This is a genomic window from Pedobacter sp. MC2016-24 (assembly GCF_015223055.1).
GTDB lineage: Bacteria > Bacteroidota > Bacteroidia > Sphingobacteriales > Sphingobacteriaceae > Pedobacter.
The window spans coordinates 1170066-1192127 of record NZ_JADFBX010000001.1; the positions used below are offsets into that span (position 1 = coordinate 1170066).

Below are 22062 nucleotides of genomic sequence, written 5' to 3' on the forward strand. Positions count from 1 at the left end.
AATAAATACTAAATGTGATTTCAATTAGACCGTATGGCTGCTGCCATAGCCGCAATACCAGCTTCCATGCTTCCATGTAATTGTGCAGACTCCATCACCCTAACCCTTTCCTTTCCTTCCGTGGTGTAGGCAAGGTATTCCTCTACACATAACTCATTCCTGTAGACCTTTTGAATCTGGCCGCCGATATCAATAAAGATTTCGCGCTCATCTTTATTCACCGATAAGAGTATCGTTTTACCCTTTTCGGAAAGGCCGAGTGTATCCTGCAGCTTATCAAACTTGTTGATGAACTTTTTCATGTCCATCAGGATCTTGATATCTGCATTGTTAATGATTGCATCCTTAACGATGGGCGAACTTATGAGGTCATCCAGTTCCTGGGTGATCACAATAGGTACACCATTGAATTTTCGGATTGTTTTAAAGGCGTATTTGAGAAATTCAGCCATGCCGGATTTCGCAATGGCCTTCCAGCATTCGTCTATCGTCAACACTTTACGGACTCCTTTCAGCTTCCGCATCTTGGATATAAATAATTCAATCAGTATAAGCGTGACTACGGGAAAAAGTATGGGATGGTCCTTTATATTGTCCAGCTCTATGACTATAAATGGCTGATTAAGCAGGTCCAGGTTCTCCGTTGCATTCAGCAAATAATCAAATTCACCACCTTTGAAGAAGGGCCTAAGCACATAAAGGAAATTATCGAGGTCAAAATCCTTGTCTTTAACTTTATGGGAACGCAGTACTCCTACATAGGTACTTTCGAGGTATTCATAAAAGCTATTGAAGCAGGGAAAAATAGCCGGATCATTTTTCAGCAGATCATAATACCCCTGCAACGCATTGGATAAGGCAACATATTCACTTCTATTAAAGGATTCATTTTCCTGTTTCCATAAGCTAACAAGTAAAGATTTCAGGCTTTCCTTTTTCTCGGTATCCAAAACCTGGCCTTCCGGCAGGTAGAAAGGATTAAACCGGATAGGATTACTTTCTTCATAGGTAAAATAGTAACCACCGACCAACTCACACAGTCCCTTATAGCTACCGCCGATATCTACAGTAAGGCAATGAGCGCCCTGTTGGTATAGAGAACCTAAAATATGGTTGACCGTCATCGATTTTCCACCGCCGCTCGTGCCGCAGACCAGCATGCCCATATTGGAGGATATTCCTGCCTCACGTGGAGCATCTAGCAGGTCTAAAAATAGGGGACGCGAAGACAACCGGTCACAAAAGCGAATCCCTTCGCTGGGCTTTACGCTCCGGGGTGAGCCTTCCAGGTTCAAAAAGCAGGTAGCCTGTTCCAAAAAAGTATCGAACGTATCGTTCATCGGGAAATCTGCGGCATTGCCCGGAATCCCTGCCCAGAAAATTTGCGGCGCGCCTACTGTTTCTTCTTTGGCAACAGCATCCATCTGTGCCAGTGCCGAACTGACCGCATTTTTTACTGCTTTTAATTCGATAAGGTTATCATTCCAGACCAGCAGGTTATAATGGGCCTTAACCGGGAGACGTTGCATACTGATGGTCTCATTCAGAAAATCGTTAACTGCATCCCTGGCAATGCTATTCTCCCGGCTATAGGCAGAAAGGGATTGCAGCCTCAGTTTTTTACTTTCCAGCTTTTTAACGGTAGCCCTTTCATCTTCAATAAAAATATATTGATTATAGATGTGGTTAAAAGGCAGCAGTTGGCCCAGGGAACTGGCAAAACCCATACTGAATTTGGTCCTGTCCGTGCTGAACTTGTCATAAGTGATCCTGCTGCCGCATAGTGCCGGAAGATCGGTCACGTCAGCAAGCGTGTACAGTTGGCAATGTTTATTGCCCACTTTGATGCCTCCGTCAAAAGAAATGTCATTGACCAATAAAGAATCAGGCTGATCCATAAGCCCACAGTATTGTTCGATAACGCCTTCTTTGCGTTTATCACTGCTTAATTCTGAATTGCTAAGCCGATGCAATTTGACAAAGCCCGTATCTTCCATGATCTTTTTAAACTGTCCGCAGCAGTCTAAAAACCGTTGCAGCAGCTCCGGTTTAATGGTCTGATCGGGTACGATAGTCCTTCTCAATAAATTAGAAAACAGTGAAGTGCTTTTCTTTCGTCCCGCAGGCTTTTGCGTCAGATAGATATAACAGCAATGGTCCATGTAGGACCTGCCCGTAAAATGACGATTGGCCGCTTTGGCCAGGAAACCGTCTGCTTCTCCTACCACAGGCTTATAAGTTGCCGTTGTAAACCAGTCCTGCTTATGGTACACTGAGTATTTAGGCAATAATTTAATTGCTTTAACCCATGCCTGGTGAAAGGCTTCATACTCCTGATCACTCAGGGTGAAAATCTCGGGCAATTCTGCCTTGTAGGCAACAGTTATGTCACCTTGTTTACTGAGCATACAATCATGCTCCACTCCCAATATGGGTAGTATATCATTCATCCACTTTTCCATCTCACAAACCTTTAGTTACGCTTGAACTATATTCTTTTGCCTTTACTCTTTTTGATCTTTACTTGCTGCTTTTCTTTCTTTTCGGGTCTTGGTCGATTCATTGGTATTAGCCTGGGTCCATAGCCTTTGCTATGCTCGGCCCTGTATGGATTGTGGATCAGGTCAACCGGGATAATCAACATGTGTAAATGCGGGGAACCACTGTTACTCTCATTTGGATGCACGACAGCTCTTTTGCTGGTATCATAGAAGCCCATATATTCCCATCCATCCATATCAGTATCAAAAGCATTAAGGTCTATAGCACCATCTTTGCGGATGAGCGGTTGCAATACAACCGTCTTCCGATCCAATAAAAACTGCTCATCTCCTATTTGAATAATAAGACTATTGGGCTGCTCTCTTTTGATATTTTCTGCCAATATTTCCTCGATAGGCGTTTCCTTCCAGGGAACTGTTCTGGCTTTCATGTCCTCCTGTGGCGGGTGTGCCCTTAACATTTCCCGCTCATCGAACCCGTACTTACGGGCATATGCGATAGGGTCTAGAATAGATTCATGTGGGAATTCCACAATAATGACACCTTCGGGCATGCTGGTGATATTCCGGTAATCTACATAAACAAATTCCTTCGAGGCAGGATTATAATTGATCTCATACATCCGCTCATCTACCTTCAAACAATGATCTATTGCATCAAAGCTGATCCCCATTGTAGAGAAATCGTCTTTTGGCCGAAGCAGTCCGATTCTGACATCTACATAAAATGGATGACCGGCAATTTCGATCACAGGGAGCTGTCCATTCCTGCGCTGCTGTACGAGATCCTGGTCTACAATGATGTCAAAATCAGTTTTACCTTTAAGTTGAGATAGGCTTAAGCCGTGCGCTAAAGACATTCCTTCCGGATCAAGCGTTACCATTTGGGGAATTGAAACTTCAATAATATCTTTTCCAAACACTTCGGGAAGATTCCTGACATCAGGATCGTACCTTAATATATAATGAGTCCCATGATCTTTCATTTCCAGGAAGGAAATCGTATTCGCGGGATCATCGCGTTCCCGGAGTTCCTGCCAGGCCACATCAATGACAAATGCAGTACCCTCAATGTCGAGAGTCGGTAATGTCCTTTCCATAACTAGATCGATTTGAGTTGCGTAAATACTTTTCTGCTGTTATTCTTTACCACTTTAGGAATAGATGAGCGGGCCATAGCCTTCATCATCCCATGTTCCCCGTATTTGTTGCTCATGCCATATATCTTGAAAATCAAGCTTGTACCTGCTATGACGATAATACCAATACAAATGAAAGAGGGAAGGCCAATGACATACATAATCGCAAACAGGATCAGTAGTGCTATGATGCCTGCTCCTAAATACCAGATGTATTGCGCGCGCAAACCCTTAAATTCAATGCTCTTGTTGATGCCTTTATTAATTTGATATACACTGTTGGACATATACTGATCATTTAAAGCCCGGATAGTGGAGCGCTATTGCTGTCCGCTATCCAGGCGGGTTATTTAATTAAAATGCTGGTGCAGGACCACAATTACTGCATAGCGCAGAAACCTGCTGTCTTTTGTTTCTTCCGAAAAGCCGTAGATTTCAAAAACAGAATGGCATAATTCCAGGATTTGAATAGTCTCAAAAGTCAGCACACCTTTGTTGGACAATTGGCGGTATTCTTCCGGGAACTCCGTTTCCATAACCTCCCTGATGTATTGGAACCTGGAGGGGCGAAGATCCTGGGTCATTGCAGTCAGGCATAATTCTTCTATGCTGTATTCCGGGCTTCCCGCTGCGTGGAGTTGTTCGAGTAAGGGCATTACGGCCACTACTTTATCTTCAAGGTATTGGCTCATGGAATAGTCAGCATGAAGCTGGTCCCCGAGTTCAGGATTGTTGATCAGGATATAAGCGCGTAGCTTTTCCATTAGCCTGCTCTGCATCTTTCCCGGTATTAAACAGCGAAGAAACTTTTGATTACAGTAGCCACGACCACAAGGAAAATACAACTTCCAAACCACGCGGCAGCAATCTTACCCGTGTCTGGATCACCGGCATTCCACTTCTGATAAACCTTTACTGCACCTATTAAACCTAATAGCGCACCCACCCCATACATCAGCTTGGTACCGTTTACGAAGTAGCTCCTTACCTGCGTGTTGGCCGCTTCAATACCCGCATTGCCATCCTGTGCCATTGCGGCTGTTATGTCTGCCAATGTGGTAAACACAATAGCAGTAAGCACCAGTAGCCAGGCTTTGCCAATTAATTTTTGCCTTTTAGATGGCTCATTGTTTACATTCAACTTCACTTTTTTCATATCTCACGTTTTAAATAATTGACCATTCTTTCGAGGCTCAGGTCATTCCCTGGCTATCCTCCCGGAAAGAAGGATAGCAGGAAAGCCCGCCGGTACCGCCACCTCAACCATTTCCACCATCACCAACCGGTACCGGGCAATAATTAGCGGGACAACTGCATGCAACTGCTCCTTTTCCTCTTCACCATGCAGTGCCCGCCATTTCTTTAGTTTCATTTAGTGTTTTCCCGAAGCTATCCCTCAACCAAGAGGGATAGCGGGGAAAACTGCCGGCACCGTAACCATAAACGACCATCTACCCACCGGTGCCGGACAATAATTAGCGGGGCAGCTTATTCCACGCTGCATCCAATTCACTTTCACTGAAAGCCACCCCGCAAGATTCCTGTGCATGCTGTATGATATAATGATTGACAGCTACCCGATAGGCAGGGCGGCTTAACCCGCCATAGTTCGCCACTCTTTCTTTGAGCTGCATAAGCAACTCTGATTTGGTGACCTCTTCCCCTGCCTGATCGAATACACTGCTTTTCAGATCGCCAACGACTGCTTCCAATTCGTCAAAATCCATCTCCTCCCTTTCTCCCGGAGCAGTGTAGTCCTCTGAAATATTCCTTGATTTAAATTTGATCTTACCAGTCAACAGATTTTTGATTTCTGTCCGGTAGTATAACCCGCCGATGACCAGGTAATAACCTGCGATTAGGATAGCTGCTGCTGTCAGGTAATCGCTCCATGTGTAGTTGTTCAACATTGCTTTGCTTTTAAGTTTTAAATCGCCCGGCTATTTTACTGTGCCGTTTACGATAGCAAAGGTGTCGATGATGAGAAGGGTGTTTTGACACTTTTGAAGGAGGTCCTTAATATTTATTTAAAAGCATCTGTTAGGCTTATTTAACAATACACCACCAGGAATTTTATCAGAAAGTGAATAAAATGAAGATTGGGATAACTGCAATCCGGAACATCAAAAATCAATACAAAATCCTCTTATCAAGTCCAAGGACCTTTATGGACTCCGGATGATCAATCTTTACTGACTTAATTTTTTATTATCCAACCTGTTTCAGGAATTGACCGATTAGAAATAAAAAAAGCCAACCCTTTTGGGTTGGCTACAACGAAGATTTTAGTGTTATAACTGGTTATTTTACCTTTTTCCAGACAAATTGCCGGTCCTTATCAAAGGAGAGTAAACCTTTATCCAGATCAAGATATATGGCTACGCCCATTGATGGATCATTTGGTACCAATGTCTTGTCTGTATTGTCAAAAGCACAAAAGATAGTACGTCTTTTTCCATTGTAAAAAGAAAGGGCCTGCCAACCGGCATCATCATAATCGTTCTTGCGCCATTTGGAGTTATCGACCTGGTAGCCTGCTTTCTTTTTGATTACAAAAATTGAATCCCGGAAGTGTACCATTCCAACGACCTTTTCAGTATTGATGTTCTTATGCCCCGAACTGGATTCCCTGACGTACACACCGGTGATTTTATCAACCGGCTCCGAATTACAGGAAAGCAACAGACTTGCAAGGCAGGCCCATACGATGTTTTGTTTTTTCATATGCTGTAGTTTTAGTGTATAATGATAGTTTTTAAAATGGCTACTGTATATATGGAACATGTGCTCTTAAGAAGATCAATAATCTTCCATTTTTCGTACAAGATTGTCCTTCAGATTGTCCAGGAACGGTGTGAGATTCTTTTTGCGCAAACGCATGTTCTGAAATGTCCGGTAATAATTGCCCAAGTCAATATTAAAGATCAGTTCCAGGTCTGTCATGATCTGTTTAATATCCCCCCTTCCGTTATTTACCGCTCCACCGGCATATAAGGCATAGCCAAGCTCAATGAGATCAACGAGACTTCCGGTCCATTGGTTGGTAAATTTTCGCAGATTTCCTTCTTCGGACATGGATGGGTTTTCCAAATGATAAATGGATTTATGAACATGGTGGCCAACCATTTCAAAGGCAAGCAATTTGGATAGCTTATTACTGTGAATGGTACAGAAGCGGGAATCAATATCCATTGTATTGTCTACAGTAGTTTGTTGAAAATCCCGTAAATAGTATTCCCGGTCCGAATTGGTTTTTTCGGCCTGGTAGTAATTATACAACGACTGGTTCCTCGAAAAGTATAAACCAATGTTGGTTACCATTTGCCGGTAGTAACCTATAAGTGTTTCTGAATTACCATAAGGTCTGTTCGCCTCAATATGGTATACTTCTTTGTGGTAGATCAACTCTTTTAGGAACATTGGCTTAATCTGTTTAAAGAAACTTATTTCTTCTGCTTCGTCACAAAACTCATAGTTCAGGACGAATAGCTTTAATTCCTGTATATAGGTCTGCACTAACGCTAAGGAGCGTTCTGCCTTTTGCAGGTTATTGCTTGACTCACGTGCAATCTCCGTGAGTTTATCCATCATCAGCCCGTATTGTTTTGTAGTATACTTGGTCATACCCTTCACTTTAAATATCACATGAACTACCGCTAATCTGCAAATGCCAATTAAGATTCGGAAAGGATTTACTTCAATTATGCTGAAGTAGGAGAATTAGTACTTGAAGTAGGTTTATATATAGTAGATTCTACTTCATATTTTTATTATTAAATAAAGAACTAATTCTACAGATGCAAAATTCTGCCTTTGAGTGAAATAAACGTAGAGGTAAAAACCTTGATTTTATTTTTAACAGTTCATTCAGTTTAGTGATATTCAACAGGATGTAAAATCAATATTGATTTGCACTACAGAATTTCAATATAATGTTAGTAGTACTTTTTATTGATTTCTGAAATAGGCAAAATCAACTTATTTAAGGTTTTCACCTCGAATTTTGTAACACATGTGCCGTTTATTTTTGCCACATGGAAAGTACAGAGACAATAAGGGTGGCCTATGCCGAAGACCACTTCGCCATGCGTGAAGGCTTAAAATTGCTTCTTGATGGAAATAGCTTTATAAAGATCGGCCCTTTAGCGGCTGATGGAATCCAGATGCTGAAAGCATTAGAACAGACTACAGAATTGCCGCATGTATGCCTAATAGACATCAACATGCCTGAAATGGATGGATTTAGCCTACAACAGGAGATAAGCCACCGTTGGCCCAATATTAAAACCCTTATACTCTCTATGTATAACGAGGAGCCATTCATTATTAAAATGATTAGCATGGGTGCAAAGGGCTACCTGCATAAAAATGCAGAGACAGACGAAATCGTTAGAGCCATTCACTCCGTTCACAAATACGGATATTATCATAATGACCTTTTAGATGAAAAGCGGGCCAACGCAATACACAGCCACAAGCTTAAACTTCCAAAATTTACAGAACGTGAGATATCGCTGCTACGACTGATCCATACGGATAAAAGCTATACTGAAATAGCCCTGGAGTTAGGTACTACAACCAGGAGTATCGAAGGATACCGGGATAGGTTATTCGGCAAGCTGAATATAAGCAGTAGGGTCGGTTTAGCGATGTATGCTGTAAAGTACGGATGGGCACCTTTAGACAACCCCGGTAAAAGAATTTTATAAATATAACTAACCAAAACAATGACGATGAATATAAGAACCATTACTATGCTGACATTACTACCGCTTACGATTGTATCCTGTAAAAAAACATCAAGGATTATCTCCCCAACTGCTTTCATTTCAAAAGATACGGCCAATAAAATGATCGCAAGTTACCTGGGCAGTATCCCGACAGGCAACGATACCAACATTCATTCCTGGGTGATTGATATGGATCAGATTCGTCTTTACGATGAATTGAGTACCGGTGCAAACAGGCTTAAATCAATTAAGATTATGTTGGCTCATAAGCTGGAGTACATTAATTCAGGTCACGCTAACGAGTATGCCGGTTATCAAAGCAACGCGCTTACCGTTATTATCAGCGGGATTAATGCCACAGGGGATTATGTTTACTTCAGTTCTGACAATGTAATTGACCACAGTAATCCTTGTCCCCGTAACTGTCCTACCGGCACTGCCGCTTCCCCTTCACTTCCTTAATACAAATCCTATGAAAACCTATGATATCATCTCAGCTATCAACATTAGTCTTTTTGCAGTCCCTTTTATAACAGCCTTATCCAGATACAAGAGATTGGACAAAGGCATGCAGATACTCTGTATCATTTGTGGTGTATCATTGCTAAGCGAGATATTGGCCTTGTATGCTGCATTTCAGTTCCACAACAACATTCCGGTATATACCATATATAGCGTTGTGGACACCATATTGCTTTGTTTATACTTTGACTCCAGTATTGCTTATTTCCACAAAAGGTACATTGGAAAGTGGCTGACGCTATTAACTATTTTATCAGCCATTAGTAGCTTGCTCTATCTCGGATCGCTGGACAGCATAAATGACTTTTTCCTTTATTACCAGGGGATAATTGTAATAGGAATGTGCCTTTTTGCGCTGATACAACAATTGTATAGGTCGGAATACCGATTGCCTGAATTCTCTCCTCATTTTTGGGCAGCTATCTTATTTATCTTCTGTTGGACATTCGCATTAATGAACGTCTGGATTTACGAGTTTCTAAATGACAAACCTGGAATCCTACAATCCATTTCGAATTACATGATGGTATGGATCAGCATGCTGATGAATATCGGACTGACGATAATCTTCTTGTCAAATCCCAAAAACATGAAATATGCTCAATAGTCAGATTCTGGCCTTTTTCATAGTTGGCGGTACTATGCTCCTGTTGTTTGGTTTATTCAATATTTACATGATAGTCTACTTAAGACGAAGAAACTTTAAGTACTTTATGAGCCGTACAGTGATGGAGAGTAAGCTCCACGATGAAGGGGAAAGGATATTAAACGAAGTGTCGCGGGATATTCACGATAACATCCTCCAATCCTTGTCTGCCGTTAAGTTCCATATCGGTCATGCCCGAAAATTTTCTTCTGATGAACAACAGTTAAGGAGTTTAAACATAGCCAATGAGCTTATCGAAAAGGTGATCAGCGACGCAGACAACCTCAATCTGTCTTTAAATACAAATTTCATAAAAATAACCAGTTTACTGAACTCGCTGCAAAGTGATCTTGATCATGCGTGCAAGCTTAAAAATATCACGCATAAAATTGAATCTTCTGGGAACATTAATTTATTAACAGGAGATAAGAAAGTATTGATCTACAGGATTGCTAAAGATGCGATTCAAAATGTGATACAACATGCTTCTGCTACAAGTCTGCTTATTACACTTCTGTATGAAGACAATAATTTCAGAATGGTCATTACAGACAATGGTTTGGGTTTTCCAAACGTCCGGTTACATGCCAAACAATGCATGGGAATCAATAATATGCAACAGCGGGCAAAGCAGCTTAACGGCAAATTACATATCAGTTCTAACCCTGGAAAAGGTTGTATTGTAACATTAGATATCAAAGATCCAGGTAGAACCCTTTAATAAAACCAGAACTAACTGTAATGCATTTTCTTTTACCACATGATCTTAATGAAAATATTATCCCTGAAAAGGTAAAGGAGGAGTATAAGTATTTGATGATGCCTTTTGCGAAAGGCGTCCAAACTACGGGTAATTTTGGTGCAATAATAACCCAGGTATTTAAAGGTTTGGATTATGAAATATGGCAACATCACTTCTTTATAAAAGAAGCTATTACCCTGTATGCGGTAACAGACGCATCCATTCTGACTATAAATTTTATGCTGAAAGGATCGCCACTTGCCAGGCTGGAAAATATTGGCGAATTACCGCTTGCAGAAAATACCGCACAGTTCTTCTATGTCCCTCCCATCAGGCAAAACGTTTGGTTTGAATCCGGTGTATATCATTGCCTTCATATTGTATTCAGTCCTTCATACATTAAAAGGTTGATGACGACGCATCACAGTTTACGATCATTGAAAGATTGCGTAGCCCGAAAAAGCAAGGAGATATTCCTTCATAGTTCCGGTAAGATTAACTTCAAAATGAGGAAGATATTAGAGGAGATAATGAATTGCCATATGGAAGCAGGAGAAACTGACCTTAATATTCAATCTAAAGTACTTAGCCTATTACTTCACTACATACGTAGGTATGGAGCGATTAATAATACAAGCAGCTTCGCATCAACAGAAGAATTTATTGAGGCTATAAATGTATACATAGAAAGTAATATTGGTCAACACATTTCTATTAAGGAATTGGCCAAGCAATTTGGAAAAAGCCAGAGTGAATTCCATAAAATATTTAAAGATAATTTCAATGAAAGCCCACATCATTATGTGACATCATTGAGGTTAAACCTGGCTATGAATCTTATCAGGAATACAACTTACCCTTGCGGTGAAATAGCCGCCATTGTTGGCTATGAGGAGATTTCTCACTTTAGCAGCGCCTTTAGAAAACAGTTTGGAAATTCACCGAACAGCTTCCGGAAAAAGTAATTTTTGAAGAGTTTTTTACAACTAAAAAAATATAGGATTTTATAAACAACGAAGTATTATCCCGTATTAGTTTTGTATTACAAAGAGTAGGTAAATAGTCGATAGTTAGACAATTCAAGATTTTAGTTTAGAATACCCGATCAAAAGCAGGTAATAATTCAATACCCGCAAAAGCATAAAGATTAATAAAAACTCCAAAACTGTATTCATGATACGGCAGGCGAAGCTTTGCATTAATTGTAACCTATTATAATCTGAATCCGATAAATATATTTTTTGGCCAAAAAATAAGGCGAAGCCGAAAACCTTTAGAATAGAGTAGGCAAATTATTAAGATCAAAAACCAAATAAAATGAAAAAACTGTTTTCTTTCCTGATGATCGTGTTTACGACACTCTCCTTTGTCGCCAGCGCTCAGCCTCCAACCAGCCTTAAAATAGTGAATAATTCACACTGTACGGTCTGCTTTTACGTGGCTGGAGCGAAAGGACCTGATTGTAACCCACTTACATCCAGAACTAATACCATTTGCTTACTTCCGGGTGGTTCCATTACCTGGTCTAATACAAGCGTAGCGCCTTTTTCGCCTCCAATGGCTGCAGGTGGCATCTTCTCTATGTTATGCTGGTATAATTACGATCCATCTTCTATTTGTCCTGCGATTCCTATCGCTCAGCGTTGCATTTATGATAAATGTGCAGGCACACCCCAGGTTGATAAACAGAATGTATATAACAGTGATTGCAAACTCTGCGGATCAGTTACCGGGACCTGGAGTTCCAGTGGTGGTATGGCAACAGTTGTATTCAATTAAATCGGGCCAGAAATACCTAAACTGTTTTTGGGTTACTTCAGTTTAGGACCTATAACCCTTTCCCTTATTTCAGTACAAACACGTATCAATTATGATAAGGAAAACTGTAGTTGAAGTTATAGCAGCCCTACTAATATTGTTGTGGGTGTATGCTGCGGTAAGTAAGCTAATCGCCTATGATAGTTTCCGTTTGCAACTTAGCAAATCGCCGTTGCTCACCAACTTTCCTGGATTCGTGGCAGTTTCTATCCCAATGATCGAACTAGGGATATCATTTACATTGGTATTTACAAAATGGAGGTTACCTGGATTCTACCTATCCTTTATCCTTTTAATTACATTCAGTGCATACCTGGTCGCAATATTAAACTTCAGTTACTATATACCATGCAGTTGTGGCGGTATCCTGAAAGGGATGAGCTGGAAAACCCACATAGTGTTTAATCTCGGTTACGCACTATTAGCACTGATAGGCATATTATTAACAAAACAGGTCAAGGATAGTTCAACCTTAGAAAATACTGTTCCGTTATAAATCATTGTTGGCCAACAAACAGGAGAAGCCGAAAACCTGTAGAACAGAGTAGGCACCAATAATTCTCAAAGTTTTTGTTGCTTTTTGATCCATAAAAGCTCCATTAATTATGAAACGCGTAAAAATCTCCCTCGCAGCGCTTGCATTCGTAGTCGCCACCGGCGCAGCTTTCGCCAGCGCTGATCCTACCCCTAACAAATGGTATGCTCCTTCTTATCCTGCTTCAACAGTAGCTTTGGACCAAGCCCCGGAAGGCTGCAGCATTGGCGAAGACCTGTGCGCCACGCATTACGACAATCTGGGTCGTCCGTTTGAAACAGTGGAATTTGAATAGCAAACACAGAAGGCTCCGCATTGGAGCCTTCTTTTAATTAACTTTTATGAAAAGAAAAATTATCCCAATGCTGATAGGGGCATTTGCCGGAGTGACTATAATAGCATTGCTGTTCTTCCAATCATTCCAATTGAATAGGTCAAAGAATGGCTTCATCCGTATTTATCTTCCTAAAGCGCCAACCTTACTTTTCGACCTAAAAACAAATTATAAGATCAGGAACATCGCCGGCACCACGGCAAATTCAATATATGTGTCCGCGACAGACAGCCCTCTAATTGAATGCTATGATAAACGAGGGCGACTAATATCAAAAACGCTCCTACATTATCCACCAGGCATACATCATCCAATATTAGTTATGGACTCAACGAATATGGTTTTGTTTGATGGCGACAAGCATACGATTTTCAGAAAGAAGGTTGATGAGGATACATTCAGGGCTGAAATTGTTCCCGGACAGATATTTACAAAGGCTCTGATGCTGCGCTCTGACAAGATTGTCCTACGGCAGTTTATAGATGGAATCAGGGATCAAAATCTTGTTGTATACGATCTTAACAACAAAACGACCATTGAAGGCAACGGTCTTACCAAACTATACTATGATAGCGGAATGGCTGAAGAAGGAAAATTATATTATGACATATCCAATCAGCAGATCATCTACGTTTTTAATAAACGTAATTCCTTCCTGGTATTAGATACTAATTTATGTTTGAAGAACACGGGCAAAACAATTGATACCATATCCAATGTATTTGAAAAAGTCAAACGATTTAAACGCGACGAAACTTACATAGCTACAAATGCTGCTCCAACACTGATTTACAATAAAGCTTCAGCAGTAGCGCAGGGTATCCTATACCATTACTCTAAGCTTAAAGCGGACAATGAAGAAGAAAAATTTGTACACGCTTGCAATATTGATCAATATGATCTGAAGACCTTAAAATATTTGGGCAGTTTTTACCTGCCCAAATTGGACAAAGAAGAGGTCAGGTCCATGACGATAGATAACGGCATACTCTACGCTGTCTACTCTTATCATCTTGCAGCTTATAAAATAGACTAGCCTTTAAGATTTGTCTTTAATGTACATTACATCAATAAGGCGCATCTGTTGACTCATCACTAATCCATATTTGCGAAGAGTGTCTTTGATCTTATCGATCTCCGCAGGATAACGCAGGTCGAGGCCGAAATCCAGATCCATATCAACATTGAAATTAATACCGGTTTCATCAACCACAGGAATCGCATTTTTATAGTTACAGAGGAGATCAACAAGCCGCGCAAATGGTTGGTTTCTCATTTTGCCTGTATAGGCGCCACTTATCTTCGTTGTTTTACTTTGCAATACGGTATTGTCCTGCTGTGCTCTTGTAATGACATTGCAAAGCACCATTTTCTTTTTTACTTCACAGCTCAGATCAAATAAACGATTAAGGTCCTGCATCATATAACTAAAGAAAAGACTGTCCGGGATAGCTTTCTTAAAAGATAGTTCATAACAGATCATATTTTCCTCCTTCCATTTCTGTGTAAGCGGATGCGGCCTATAGGTCAGTTTACTGCTGTCGGCAACATCTGCTACAATCCAGTTCCAGTTATAAACTAGCAATTTATACTTTGAAAAAGCCCGGGTGAATAAATTCAGTGCAGTGGCATTTATGGATGTAAACCTTTTGATCTTGTCGCCTTCCGCCTTAATAGAACTGGTTCCAAGCCCACCTGGAAGATACTTTGAGGAAACGGAGCGATAGGAATAGGTCGTATCGCTGCCTCCATTCCCATTAATGAAAAGCGGCTGACGAACATTGACTTTAAGGTCATCCACCTTTTGAGGTGCATCAACAACTTTGTCAGACAAAAAGGCATCTATGATCTGACTATTCAATGCCTGGCCACCAGTTATTGCCTTTATTATACCGTTACTGTCTACCCATACTTCATGTGGCACCATGCGGTGTGGAAAGTAACTTCTTAATATCCGGTCATCAGGCAGATAGTTCAGTGTTGACGCTAACTGTGGTTGGGCTTTAAAAAATTGGTTTAATATTGTTGGCTGCTCCGCAGTGACCGGCAGAATAAGCAATCTCTTCGAATAGGATTGTTGCATTTTTTGAATCTCCGGCAATGCTTTGATACATGGTATGCACCAGGTCGCAAAGAAATCTATTATCAGGTGACGACCTTTTACAAGAGAGAATAGCTTAAGGTTCTTACCTGCCGGGCTATTGAATATGCCCTGAAGCATAACATCAGGAAGCTTATCACCAATGGACAATGGTTTAATAACGGGGCTTTGTTGGGCATGACCAGTCAATGCACTACTTAACAGGAGTACAGCAATTATTAATATCTTCTTCATCTTAGTTGGTATATCCTGGGTTCTGTACTAATTGTTTGTTTGCTTTAATTTGCGAAAACGGGATGGGCCATAAAGCAGCTGTTGGTTTCCATGAAGTAGGTTTGAAAACAGACATTACTGCATCCAGCCTGCCTGTCCTTTTCAGATCATACCATCGGTGGCCCCATTCGGCAAATAATTCCATACGTCTTTCTTTTTCAACTGCTGCCAGAAGATCTGCTTGCAATAAGTTTTCAGGCAGTTTAGATATACCGGCGCGAATTCTTAATACATCAACATCGTCGATACCACCCTTTAAATCAACATTGAGCCGTGCCCTGGCCTCCGCTCTTATTAAATACTGTTCAGCTAATCTGAAAACACCATAATTCTCGGTCGTTGTAGCGTTTGTTGTCCTGATCTTATACTTATAGGCATAATAATAGGTTATGCCGGAGGCTATGGATTTTCCTATCCATGTTGCTTTTCTAAGGTCATTCGCATCAAATATATTGGCCAGTTCATTGGTCAGCGGAAATAAGGGCACACTTGTATTGCTTGATGGAATAAAACGTGTGGATACGAGTGTATTTGAACTTGGTGCAACAGGCATTAATTGCCATATGGTTTCGTTGCTGGTCTTAAGAAAAGTGTCAGATACAGGGGCAATAGAGTATACTTTAGAATTAATAACTTCCGTAGCCTCTTTTTCAGCTTTATCCCATTGCTTTTGATAAAGGTATATCCTGGCTAACAAGGCAGAGGCAGTCCACTTATTGGGTCTTACCCTGTCCGCGGTTGGATAAGCTGGCAATAGCAGTTCTTTTGCCTCCTTTAGATCCTGCACTGCAAAATCGTAAATTTCAGTTTGTGCTACCCGGGGCAACACAGCGTTTTTTTCATAGTCGGTACCAGTGACCAAGGGAACCGCATCATATAAATTAGTCAAATAGAAATAAACCAATGCCCTTATAACTTTCGCTTCCCCTAAAAGCTGTTTTTTAGTGGCTTCACTCACCGTTGATGATTTATTTAAGCCCTCGATAGCGGAGTTTGCATAATATATAAATTGGTATCCCTGCGTCCATGCGGCATCTACTTCGGAATTATCAATAAGTATGGAATTCTTCAGAAACTGCTGCGACGAGGCGCTAGTGCCTACGTAGTTCAATTCATCTGCGTTTAGGCCAGGATACCAGGTAGCAGTGGAGCTGATCAAAGTATTGGTTTGCATCATGTTGCTATATATACCTAAGATCGCAGCCGTCGCGCTGGGGTCGTCATTAAACACCAATTCATTGACAAGCCTATCTTTGGGCAATGGCACTTCGACAAATTTCCTGCAAGAGAATAATAGGGTACTTAGCACAATAATCATCAGAATAAATACCGTGCTGATGATTGTATTTGAATATTTAGTGTGATTTTTCATGGTAGTTAATAGCTAAATTGTAAACCTGCTGTAATCACCCGCAAAGGCGGCAGCGCATTATAGTTGGCGTTTTCCGGATCATTGCCAAAGTAGTTAGTGACGGTAAACAGGTTCTGTGCCTGCAGATACACTTTAAGGCTCTTAGCTTTGATCCTATTGATCCATGTTCCGGGTATAGAGTAGCCGAGATATACATTTTTAAGCCGGATGAAGGACGCGTCAGATATTCGGGCGTCTGAGTAGAAAGTGTAGTTGTAGTTGGCAGTACCCGCCGCTCCGGTTGTATTTTGCGTTGTAAACTTTTGCACTGTCGTGCTTTGCCCGGGAGCAGTCCATCTGTCCAGCACATAAATAGGCTGATTATTCATTATCCCCGGAGTTACGACCGAGGAAGAAGCTAAGTAGTTGAGTCCATCCTGTTTGACAAACTGAAGCAAAAAGTCCAGTTGAAAACCTTGATAGCTGAAGCTATTCGATAAGCCTCCATAGAATTTTGGTTCAATATTACCGATGCTGGTTCTGTCTGAAACAATATTGGTACCATTAAAAGTGTAGACGCCTGTTTGCGGGTCAACTCCCTTATATATTAGGTTCTTGGTGATAGCAAGCGGATACCCGATCATATATTGATCTGCATAGGATGAAGTTTCCAATCCGGGAAATTCAAGCAGTTTATTTCTTGCGATAGTAAGGTTTAAATTGCTGGTCCAGTTGAACTTTTGGTTGTTTATGTTTGTAGTATTCAGATTAAACTCCCAACCTGCATTTTGCACTAGCGCCGGAAAATTTTTGAGTATCTGGGTAAAACCAGTCTGCGCTGGCAATGAATAATCAATCAATTGGTTGCTGCTTCTGTTTTGATAGAATCCGGCATTGAACAGTATCTTATCTTTAAAGAATCCCAGATCAATAGAAAATTCCAATTTCTTGTTTAGCTCCCAGGCATAATCGGGGTTATTCAGAAAATAAGGAGTTAGACCTGCCGTCCCCTGGTAAGGATAATTTGAAGTTAGCCAGGTATCTAAAAATTTGTAGTCCCCAATCTTGTCGTTGCCTGTCACACCGAAACTGCTCCGTAACTTTCCAAAACTGAGATAAGGGAGCAGGCGTTTTGTCCACGCCTCTTCAGTAAATATCCACGCTGCTCCTATTGATCCGAAATTAGCAAACTGTTTCCCGGGACCAAAGCGGCTGGAGCCATCCCTTCTACCTGTTAAGTTAACAATGTATTTGTTATCGTAATTATAGTTGATACGCCCGAACACCGCCTGGTAATTATATTGGCTATAATTTAATCTGGTTACCTGGGATGCAGCGGCACCCGGCGATTCAATAAGCGCATCGCTAATAAAACCACTAGCATCAATTTTTTTGCCGTCAATAATATCCTGTTGCCACGTACTCCCTACAAGAACATTTATTTTATGCAAAGCAAAGGACTTTTCGTATTCCAACTGAGGTTCAATAATCCAATTCTTGCCAGTATTATTGGCAAAGGTGGCGGAATTAGTTGTTGTATTAGCTGGATCAGCACTACTCTTTGGTTTGAGAATAGTTTGTTTCAGAGCCATATTAGTGAAACCTAGGTTGGTCCTGATTTTAAGTTCAGGAAAAAGAGCATATTCCACAACGGCATTGGACATAAGGTTATCCGTAACTGCTTTATAGGGCTGTTGGAAATAGGCCAATGGATTCTGAAAGCTCACCCCTCCTTCGCTCCAATTTAGCTTTCCGCTTGCATCAAAAGGTAATGGGGCATTGGGAACAATACGGACAACACTTGTAAGGTCAGTTGATATCAGGTTATTATTGTCATTGTTATAGGTTGCCGAAAAATTGAATAAAAATTTATTGTCGGTAGACCGGTGATTTAAATTAAAATGCACATTAGCCTTATTGTCTGCGAGACTACCAGGGAAGACGGTTGTTTCATGATGATAATTTGTCCCGATCAGGAACTGGGTAGTCTGTGACCCTCCGCTTAAATTGGCCTGTACATCAGTCGTTTTTGCAGTTCCGCCAATTAACAGGTCTTTCCAATCAGTATAACGGCTATTGTCCCACACCATAAGATCCGGGGCGTTACTGGCTGTAGGAACAATTCCGTCATTTTTAAATGCTTCACGCCTCATATCTAAATATTGTGCTGTATTTAAGTACTCCATTGTCCTCGTTACCTTTCCAATACCTGAATAAAAATTGGCGCTGAATTCCGTTTTGCCCGCTTTTCCTTTTTTTGTAGTAATAAGAATTACGCCATTTGCACCACGACTACCATAAATTGCAGTCGCATCGGCATCTTTTAAAACCTCAATGCTTTCAATATCCTGTGTATTGATGCTACTGAACGGACTTTGCCCATAAATACCGGTACCACCGCCTATTATATCTAAACTTGTTCCGCCAAAAGGCACTCCATCAATAAGATATAAAGGATTGCTGGAGTTTTTTATTGATGTTCGGCCTCGCAACTGCACATCGTAACTACTGCCTGACAAACCAGAGCTTTGAGCAACTATAAGCCCGGATACTCTGCCCTGCAAAGCAGCCAACGGATTGGAAATAGGTTGCTTTTCAATATCTGTAGCTTTTATTTTAGTTACAGTACCTGTACTAAGTCTCTGAACGACGGAGCCGTAGGCGATTACCTGAATTTCGTCAAGTCTTGAAGTACTCCTTTTTAGAACGATTGTCATTTCGGCTGTGACAGGCATCTCCTGATCTTCATAACCAATAAAACTGATTACTAAGGTTGCGGCTTCTGATACATCATTAAGGGAAAATTTACCATCCTGATTTGTTGTCCCAGACTGTTTGCTGCCTTTGATTTTTACAGTTGCCCCGGCTACAGGCTTATTGTCTTCGTCTTTAACCCTGCCTGTTACCTTCAGCGATTTTAAGAAAGATGTAACCTTATCGCCCAAGCTCCGGGGTTTTAATTTGATAACAATGGTTTTATTGACGATCTCATAAGTTAAGGGCTGTTGATCGAAACAAAGATCAAGCACTTGTTTAAGCTCTGCACCTTTGACGTTAATGGTTACAGACTTTGAACTTTCGATCTGTACCTTGTCGTATAGGAACTGATAACCACTTTGCTTTTTGATCTGGTTTAATACCTCTTTTAAGGGAGCCTGTTGTACATTAATACTGATGCTTTGTGCGCTTGCTGATGCACAAACATTCATTACAGTGATACTTACCAGGAATGCGATGAGGTTTATACGCATAATGATCATCCTTTTAATGGCCGGGTCCAGTTTCATGAACCAGTACCGTAGCCGTGTTTTTTCTTCACAGGAACTCCCGTAGCTGAAAAATTTCATACTTTTGATTTGTTAGGGTTTAATTGATATACTGTTAGAGGTTTAATGATTAATACCCCGGCATTGCCGGATGTGTTCTGAACAACACGTCCGGCTTTTTCTTTTGGGGATTATTAACCTAAATTTTAATGGTACTATCTCATAAGTTTGGGTTTAAGTAAAACATCAGGTTAGTTATTGTTTAGTGGATGATTATTTTCTTTGTGTCGCCAACCTGTACCAATTGGTATTTGATGCCGACCATTTCCAGCATCTTCATAGCTGTTGTCAGGTTACTGTTACGTTCTATACCGCCTGAAATAAGATTATTAGGTATTGCTCCGCTATATTGAACTTCTACATTGTACCATCTGGAGATTTGCCGCATGATGGCAGGTACATCTGCTTCATTGAATACAAACAGGCCATTTTTCCAGGCTACGACTGCTTCTGTATCGACTGGGGTTACTTTAATTTGATTACGTGTTACTGCAGATTGCTGGCCTGGCTTCAGTACTTTAGTGCTCGAAGAACTCTGAATCTTTACTGATCCTTCCAATAAGGTTGTCTTAATTGCATTTTCGTTCGAATAGTTATTGATATTAAAGTGCGTACCCAATACGGTTACTTCCTGCCCGGAAGAAGAAACAATAAACGGATGTGCCTTATCCTTCGCTATCTCGAAGTAGGCTTCGCCGCTTTCCAATCGTACCCAGCGCTTACCTTGTTTATTCAAGGTTGTCGCATAAGTTATGCTAGTAGCAGCGTTTAGCCATACTGTCGAATGATCAGGCAAAAGCACCTGATATTGTCCCCCCACAGGTGTCGTAATAGTGTTGTACACTTCTTTAGCTAAAGATTGATCTTTCTGATCAACAGTATAGACCAATTGCCCGTCACTTGTCTTGCTGATGTTGATACCGGATTCCTTACTTATAGTACCGTTCTGCTGATCTTTCAAACTTATAGTCCTACCATCAGCCAATTTCAAAGTGGCAAAATTGCCACCTGGGGATATGTCTTTTATAGTCTGTGTTATATTCTGATCAGATGATCCTTGTTTTTGAAACAGGTAGGTACTTAGGATAGCTATTGTTACAATTGCGGCTATACCTGCGGCAATTCTCAGCCAAAGTTTGATGGGCTTCCTATTTGCCGGAGGATTGATCTTGTTGGTAAACCTGTCAAATGCAGCATTACCATCAAACCTCTTCAATTCCCCCAAAAGGCCGTTTCTTTTTTCTTCCCGTAACAATTCTTTATAGACTAACCTATTTTCTTCAGTAGTACAGATCAATTCCTGAAGCTCGGCCTGCTCAGCAGGACTGAGCTGTCCAGCTAGTTCTTTAATAACGAGTTTGCCGATTCTAATGGCGGTTAGTTCTTTTTTATGTTGCATAATGGAGTGGTTAATTACAAGCAACACGACATGATTGGCCCATAGTACCACGGCTTTCAGAATTATTTTTAGCAAATGGCAATTTTCTTTTTTCGCATGATACCCAGGTAAATGGCGCATTTTTAAAGTCTGATCTGTTACTTTGTAGTATGGGACGATACACTAAACTGCTTCAGTTAAATCCTGTTGAACTAACCGGCCTGAAATTGGAAGAACTATACAACAGGTTTTATCCGAATGATACGGTGTCAGGGGATAAATTATTGGATATTGATAAAAGTTTACCAGGTATTCAGTTCTTGTTATCCGGTAGTGCTGACGCTGACAATCCCTATCAAAACTTATTGAAGGGTAAGATTGTCCTTTTGCCACAAGATGAGGAAAACGGTATTATCTATCAGGTATTAACCCACAAAGAAATAGAGCAGTTGGATGAGTTACTGTCCACTGTAAATGATTCCATTCTTGCGCAGAACTTTGATCCACTCGTTATGATGGCGTCTGATGTTTACCCCAATATATGGGGATATGGCAAAGAATCATATGATTATTTGCATACCTGCTTCCTCGGCCTTAAAAGGTTCATTTCGCAAGCTGCTCGTGACGCCAAAGCCATAATTATAATGACAACATAAATACTTGTTG

At 40.8% G+C, this 22062-nt stretch carries 23 protein-coding genes; 10 read left to right on the forward strand and 13 right to left on the reverse strand.

All coding sequences use genetic code 11. The annotated features are described in order from the left end of the window. Positions 1-20: 20 nt before the first annotated feature. From IM797_RS05040 to IM797_RS05080, 9 genes are all read right to left on the reverse strand, one after another. Positions 21-2462 carry a TraG family conjugative transposon ATPase gene (locus tag IM797_RS05040; protein WP_194125985.1) on the reverse strand — a complete coding sequence of 814 codons (2442 nt, stop codon included), beginning with the start codon at positions 2460-2462 and terminating at the stop codon, positions 21-23. Positions 2463-2488: 26 nt separating this feature from the next. Beyond that, positions 2489-3601 (reverse strand): hypothetical protein, encoded by a 1113-nt coding sequence (locus IM797_RS05045; protein WP_194125986.1) that lies wholly within the window; start codon positions 3599-3601, stop codon positions 2489-2491. Between the two features lie 2 nt (positions 3602-3603). Beyond that, entirely contained in the window at positions 3604-3927 is a 324-nt protein-coding gene (locus tag IM797_RS05050) for a DUF4133 domain-containing protein (RefSeq protein ID WP_194125987.1), read from the reverse strand. A 63-nt stretch (positions 3928-3990) separates the two neighbouring features. Beyond that, positions 3991-4419 carry a DUF1896 family protein gene (locus tag IM797_RS05055; protein ID WP_194125988.1) on the reverse strand — a complete coding sequence of 143 codons (429 nt, stop codon included), beginning with the start codon at positions 4417-4419 and terminating at the stop codon, positions 3991-3993. Positions 4420-4430: 11 nt separating this feature from the next. Further along, a complete protein-coding gene (locus IM797_RS05060) occupies positions 4431-4796 on the reverse strand; it encodes a DUF4134 domain-containing protein (RefSeq protein ID WP_194125989.1) in 366 nt (121 codons plus the stop codon). Between the two features lie 42 nt (positions 4797-4838). After that, positions 4839-5012 (reverse strand): hypothetical protein, encoded by a 174-nt coding sequence (locus IM797_RS05065; RefSeq protein WP_194125990.1) that lies wholly within the window; start codon positions 5010-5012, stop codon positions 4839-4841. Positions 5013-5115: 103 nt separating this feature from the next. Next, a complete protein-coding gene (locus IM797_RS05070) occupies positions 5116-5550 on the reverse strand; it encodes a hypothetical protein (protein WP_194125991.1) in 435 nt (144 codons plus the stop codon). 391 nt (positions 5551-5941) lie between these two features. Continuing rightward, a complete protein-coding gene (locus IM797_RS05075; protein ID WP_194125992.1) occupies positions 5942-6364 on the reverse strand; it encodes a hypothetical protein in 423 nt (140 codons plus the stop codon). 75 nt (positions 6365-6439) lie between these two features. Next, entirely contained in the window at positions 6440-7264 is an 825-nt protein-coding gene (locus IM797_RS05080; protein ID WP_194125993.1) for an RteC domain-containing protein, read from the reverse strand. A gap of 410 nt (positions 7265-7674) precedes the next feature. Here IM797_RS05080 and IM797_RS05085 point away from each other — a divergent pair, with 410 nt between their 5' ends. The 9 genes from IM797_RS05085 to IM797_RS05125 all read left to right on the forward strand — a co-directional run bounded on the left by IM797_RS05085 (position 7675) and on the right by IM797_RS05125 (position 14003). After that, the gene (locus tag IM797_RS05085; protein WP_194125994.1) at positions 7675-8349 is read left to right on the forward strand and encodes a response regulator transcription factor; all 675 of its coding nucleotides are present in this window, start codon (positions 7675-7677) and stop codon (positions 8347-8349) included. A 24-nt stretch (positions 8350-8373) separates the two neighbouring features. Then, positions 8374-8832 (forward strand): hypothetical protein, encoded by a 459-nt coding sequence (locus IM797_RS05090; RefSeq protein WP_194125995.1) that lies wholly within the window; start codon positions 8374-8376, stop codon positions 8830-8832. Positions 8833-8842: 10 nt separating this feature from the next. Next, positions 8843-9499, forward strand: a complete 657-nt coding sequence (locus IM797_RS05095; RefSeq protein ID WP_194125996.1) for a hypothetical protein — start codon at positions 8843-8845, stop codon at positions 9497-9499. Then, positions 9489-10259 carry a sensor histidine kinase gene (locus tag IM797_RS05100; protein WP_194125997.1) on the forward strand — a complete coding sequence of 257 codons (771 nt, stop codon included), beginning with the start codon at positions 9489-9491 and terminating at the stop codon, positions 10257-10259. The genes IM797_RS05095 and IM797_RS05100 overlap by 11 nt, the downstream gene beginning before the upstream one ends. A 20-nt stretch (positions 10260-10279) precedes the next feature. Then, positions 10280-11245 carry a helix-turn-helix transcriptional regulator gene (locus IM797_RS05105; protein ID WP_194125998.1) on the forward strand — a complete coding sequence of 322 codons (966 nt, stop codon included), beginning with the start codon at positions 10280-10282 and terminating at the stop codon, positions 11243-11245. Positions 11246-11597: 352 nt separating this feature from the next. Beyond that, positions 11598-12059, forward strand: a complete 462-nt coding sequence (locus IM797_RS05110) for a hypothetical protein (RefSeq protein ID WP_194125999.1) — start codon at positions 11598-11600, stop codon at positions 12057-12059. A gap of 91 nt (positions 12060-12150) precedes the next feature. Beyond that, entirely contained in the window at positions 12151-12594 is a 444-nt protein-coding gene (locus IM797_RS28640) for a MauE/DoxX family redox-associated membrane protein (protein WP_194126000.1), read from the forward strand. A gap of 109 nt (positions 12595-12703) precedes the next feature. Beyond that, entirely contained in the window at positions 12704-12928 is a 225-nt protein-coding gene (locus IM797_RS05120; RefSeq protein WP_194126001.1) for a DUF6520 family protein, read from the forward strand. 46 nt (positions 12929-12974) lie between these two features. Next, positions 12975-14003, forward strand: a complete 1029-nt coding sequence (locus tag IM797_RS05125; RefSeq protein WP_194126002.1) for a hypothetical protein — start codon at positions 12975-12977, stop codon at positions 14001-14003. 3 nt (positions 14004-14006) lie between these two features. Here IM797_RS05125 and IM797_RS05130 read toward each other — a convergent pair whose 3' ends face one another. From IM797_RS05130 to IM797_RS05145, 4 genes are all read right to left on the reverse strand, one after another. Beyond that, entirely contained in the window at positions 14007-15302 is a 1296-nt protein-coding gene (locus IM797_RS05130; protein ID WP_194126003.1) for a TlpA disulfide reductase family protein, read from the reverse strand. Between the two features lies 1 nt (position 15303). Beyond that, positions 15304-16713, reverse strand: a complete 1410-nt coding sequence (locus IM797_RS05135) for a RagB/SusD family nutrient uptake outer membrane protein (RefSeq protein WP_194126004.1) — start codon at positions 16711-16713, stop codon at positions 15304-15306. Between the two features lie 5 nt (positions 16714-16718). Further along, positions 16719-20039, reverse strand: coding sequence for a SusC/RagA family TonB-linked outer membrane protein (locus tag IM797_RS05140; protein ID WP_194126005.1), 3321 nt, complete (start codon positions 20037-20039; stop codon positions 16719-16721). Between the two features lie 181 nt (positions 20040-20220). Beyond that, positions 20221-21417, reverse strand: a complete 1197-nt coding sequence (locus IM797_RS05145; protein ID WP_194126006.1) for a FecR family protein — start codon at positions 21415-21417, stop codon at positions 20221-20223. A 149-nt stretch (positions 21418-21566) separates the two neighbouring features. Here IM797_RS05145 and IM797_RS05150 point away from each other — a divergent pair, with 149 nt between their 5' ends. After that, positions 21567-22052 carry a DUF1877 family protein gene (locus tag IM797_RS05150; RefSeq protein WP_194126007.1) on the forward strand — a complete coding sequence of 162 codons (486 nt, stop codon included), beginning with the start codon at positions 21567-21569 and terminating at the stop codon, positions 22050-22052. Positions 22053-22062: the final 10 nt, after the last annotated feature.

Bases quoted from the DNA above. Each gene is read 5' to 3' on its own strand.
- IM797_RS05040 (WP_194125985.1), bottom strand. From the start codon at position 2,462: ATGGAAAAGTGGATGAATGATATACTACCCATATTGGGAGTGGAGCAT.
- IM797_RS05045 (WP_194125986.1), bottom strand. From the start codon at position 3,601: ATGGAAAGGACATTACCGACTCTCGACATTGAGGGTACTGCATTTGTC.
- IM797_RS05050 (WP_194125987.1), bottom strand. From the start codon at position 3,927: ATGTCCAACAGTGTATATCAAATTAATAAAGGCATCAACAAGAGCATT.
- IM797_RS05055 (WP_194125988.1), bottom strand. From the start codon at position 4,419: ATGCAGAGCAGGCTAATGGAAAAGCTACGCGCTTATATCCTGATCAAC.
- IM797_RS05060 (WP_194125989.1), bottom strand. From the start codon at position 4,796: ATGAAAAAAGTGAAGTTGAATGTAAACAATGAGCCATCTAAAAGGCAA.
- IM797_RS05065 (WP_194125990.1), bottom strand. From the start codon at position 5,012: ATGAAACTAAAGAAATGGCGGGCACTGCATGGTGAAGAGGAAAAGGAG.
- IM797_RS05070 (WP_194125991.1), bottom strand. From the start codon at position 5,550: ATGTTGAACAACTACACATGGAGCGATTACCTGACAGCAGCAGCTATC.
- IM797_RS05075 (WP_194125992.1), bottom strand. From the start codon at position 6,364: ATGAAAAAACAAAACATCGTATGGGCCTGCCTTGCAAGTCTGTTGCTT.
- IM797_RS05080 (WP_194125993.1), bottom strand. From the start codon at position 7,264: ATGACCAAGTATACTACAAAACAATACGGGCTGATGATGGATAAACTC.
- IM797_RS05085 (WP_194125994.1), top strand. From the start codon at position 7,675: ATGGAAAGTACAGAGACAATAAGGGTGGCCTATGCCGAAGACCACTTC.
- IM797_RS05090 (WP_194125995.1), top strand. From the start codon at position 8,374: ATGAATATAAGAACCATTACTATGCTGACATTACTACCGCTTACGATT.
- IM797_RS05095 (WP_194125996.1), top strand. From the start codon at position 8,843: ATGAAAACCTATGATATCATCTCAGCTATCAACATTAGTCTTTTTGCA.
- IM797_RS05100 (WP_194125997.1), top strand. From the start codon at position 9,489: ATGCTCAATAGTCAGATTCTGGCCTTTTTCATAGTTGGCGGTACTATG.
- IM797_RS05105 (WP_194125998.1), top strand. From the start codon at position 10,280: ATGCATTTTCTTTTACCACATGATCTTAATGAAAATATTATCCCTGAA.
- IM797_RS05110 (WP_194125999.1), top strand. From the start codon at position 11,598: ATGAAAAAACTGTTTTCTTTCCTGATGATCGTGTTTACGACACTCTCC.
- IM797_RS28640 (WP_194126000.1), top strand. From the start codon at position 12,151: ATGATAAGGAAAACTGTAGTTGAAGTTATAGCAGCCCTACTAATATTG.
- IM797_RS05120 (WP_194126001.1), top strand. From the start codon at position 12,704: ATGAAACGCGTAAAAATCTCCCTCGCAGCGCTTGCATTCGTAGTCGCC.
- IM797_RS05125 (WP_194126002.1), top strand. From the start codon at position 12,975: ATGAAAAGAAAAATTATCCCAATGCTGATAGGGGCATTTGCCGGAGTG.
- IM797_RS05130 (WP_194126003.1), bottom strand. From the start codon at position 15,302: ATGAAGAAGATATTAATAATTGCTGTACTCCTGTTAAGTAGTGCATTG.
- IM797_RS05135 (WP_194126004.1), bottom strand. From the start codon at position 16,713: ATGAAAAATCACACTAAATATTCAAATACAATCATCAGCACGGTATTT.
- IM797_RS05140 (WP_194126005.1), bottom strand. From the start codon at position 20,039: ATGAAATTTTTCAGCTACGGGAGTTCCTGTGAAGAAAAAACACGGCTA.
- IM797_RS05145 (WP_194126006.1), bottom strand. From the start codon at position 21,417: ATGCAACATAAAAAAGAACTAACCGCCATTAGAATCGGCAAACTCGTT.
- IM797_RS05150 (WP_194126007.1), top strand. From the start codon at position 21,567: ATGGGACGATACACTAAACTGCTTCAGTTAAATCCTGTTGAACTAACC.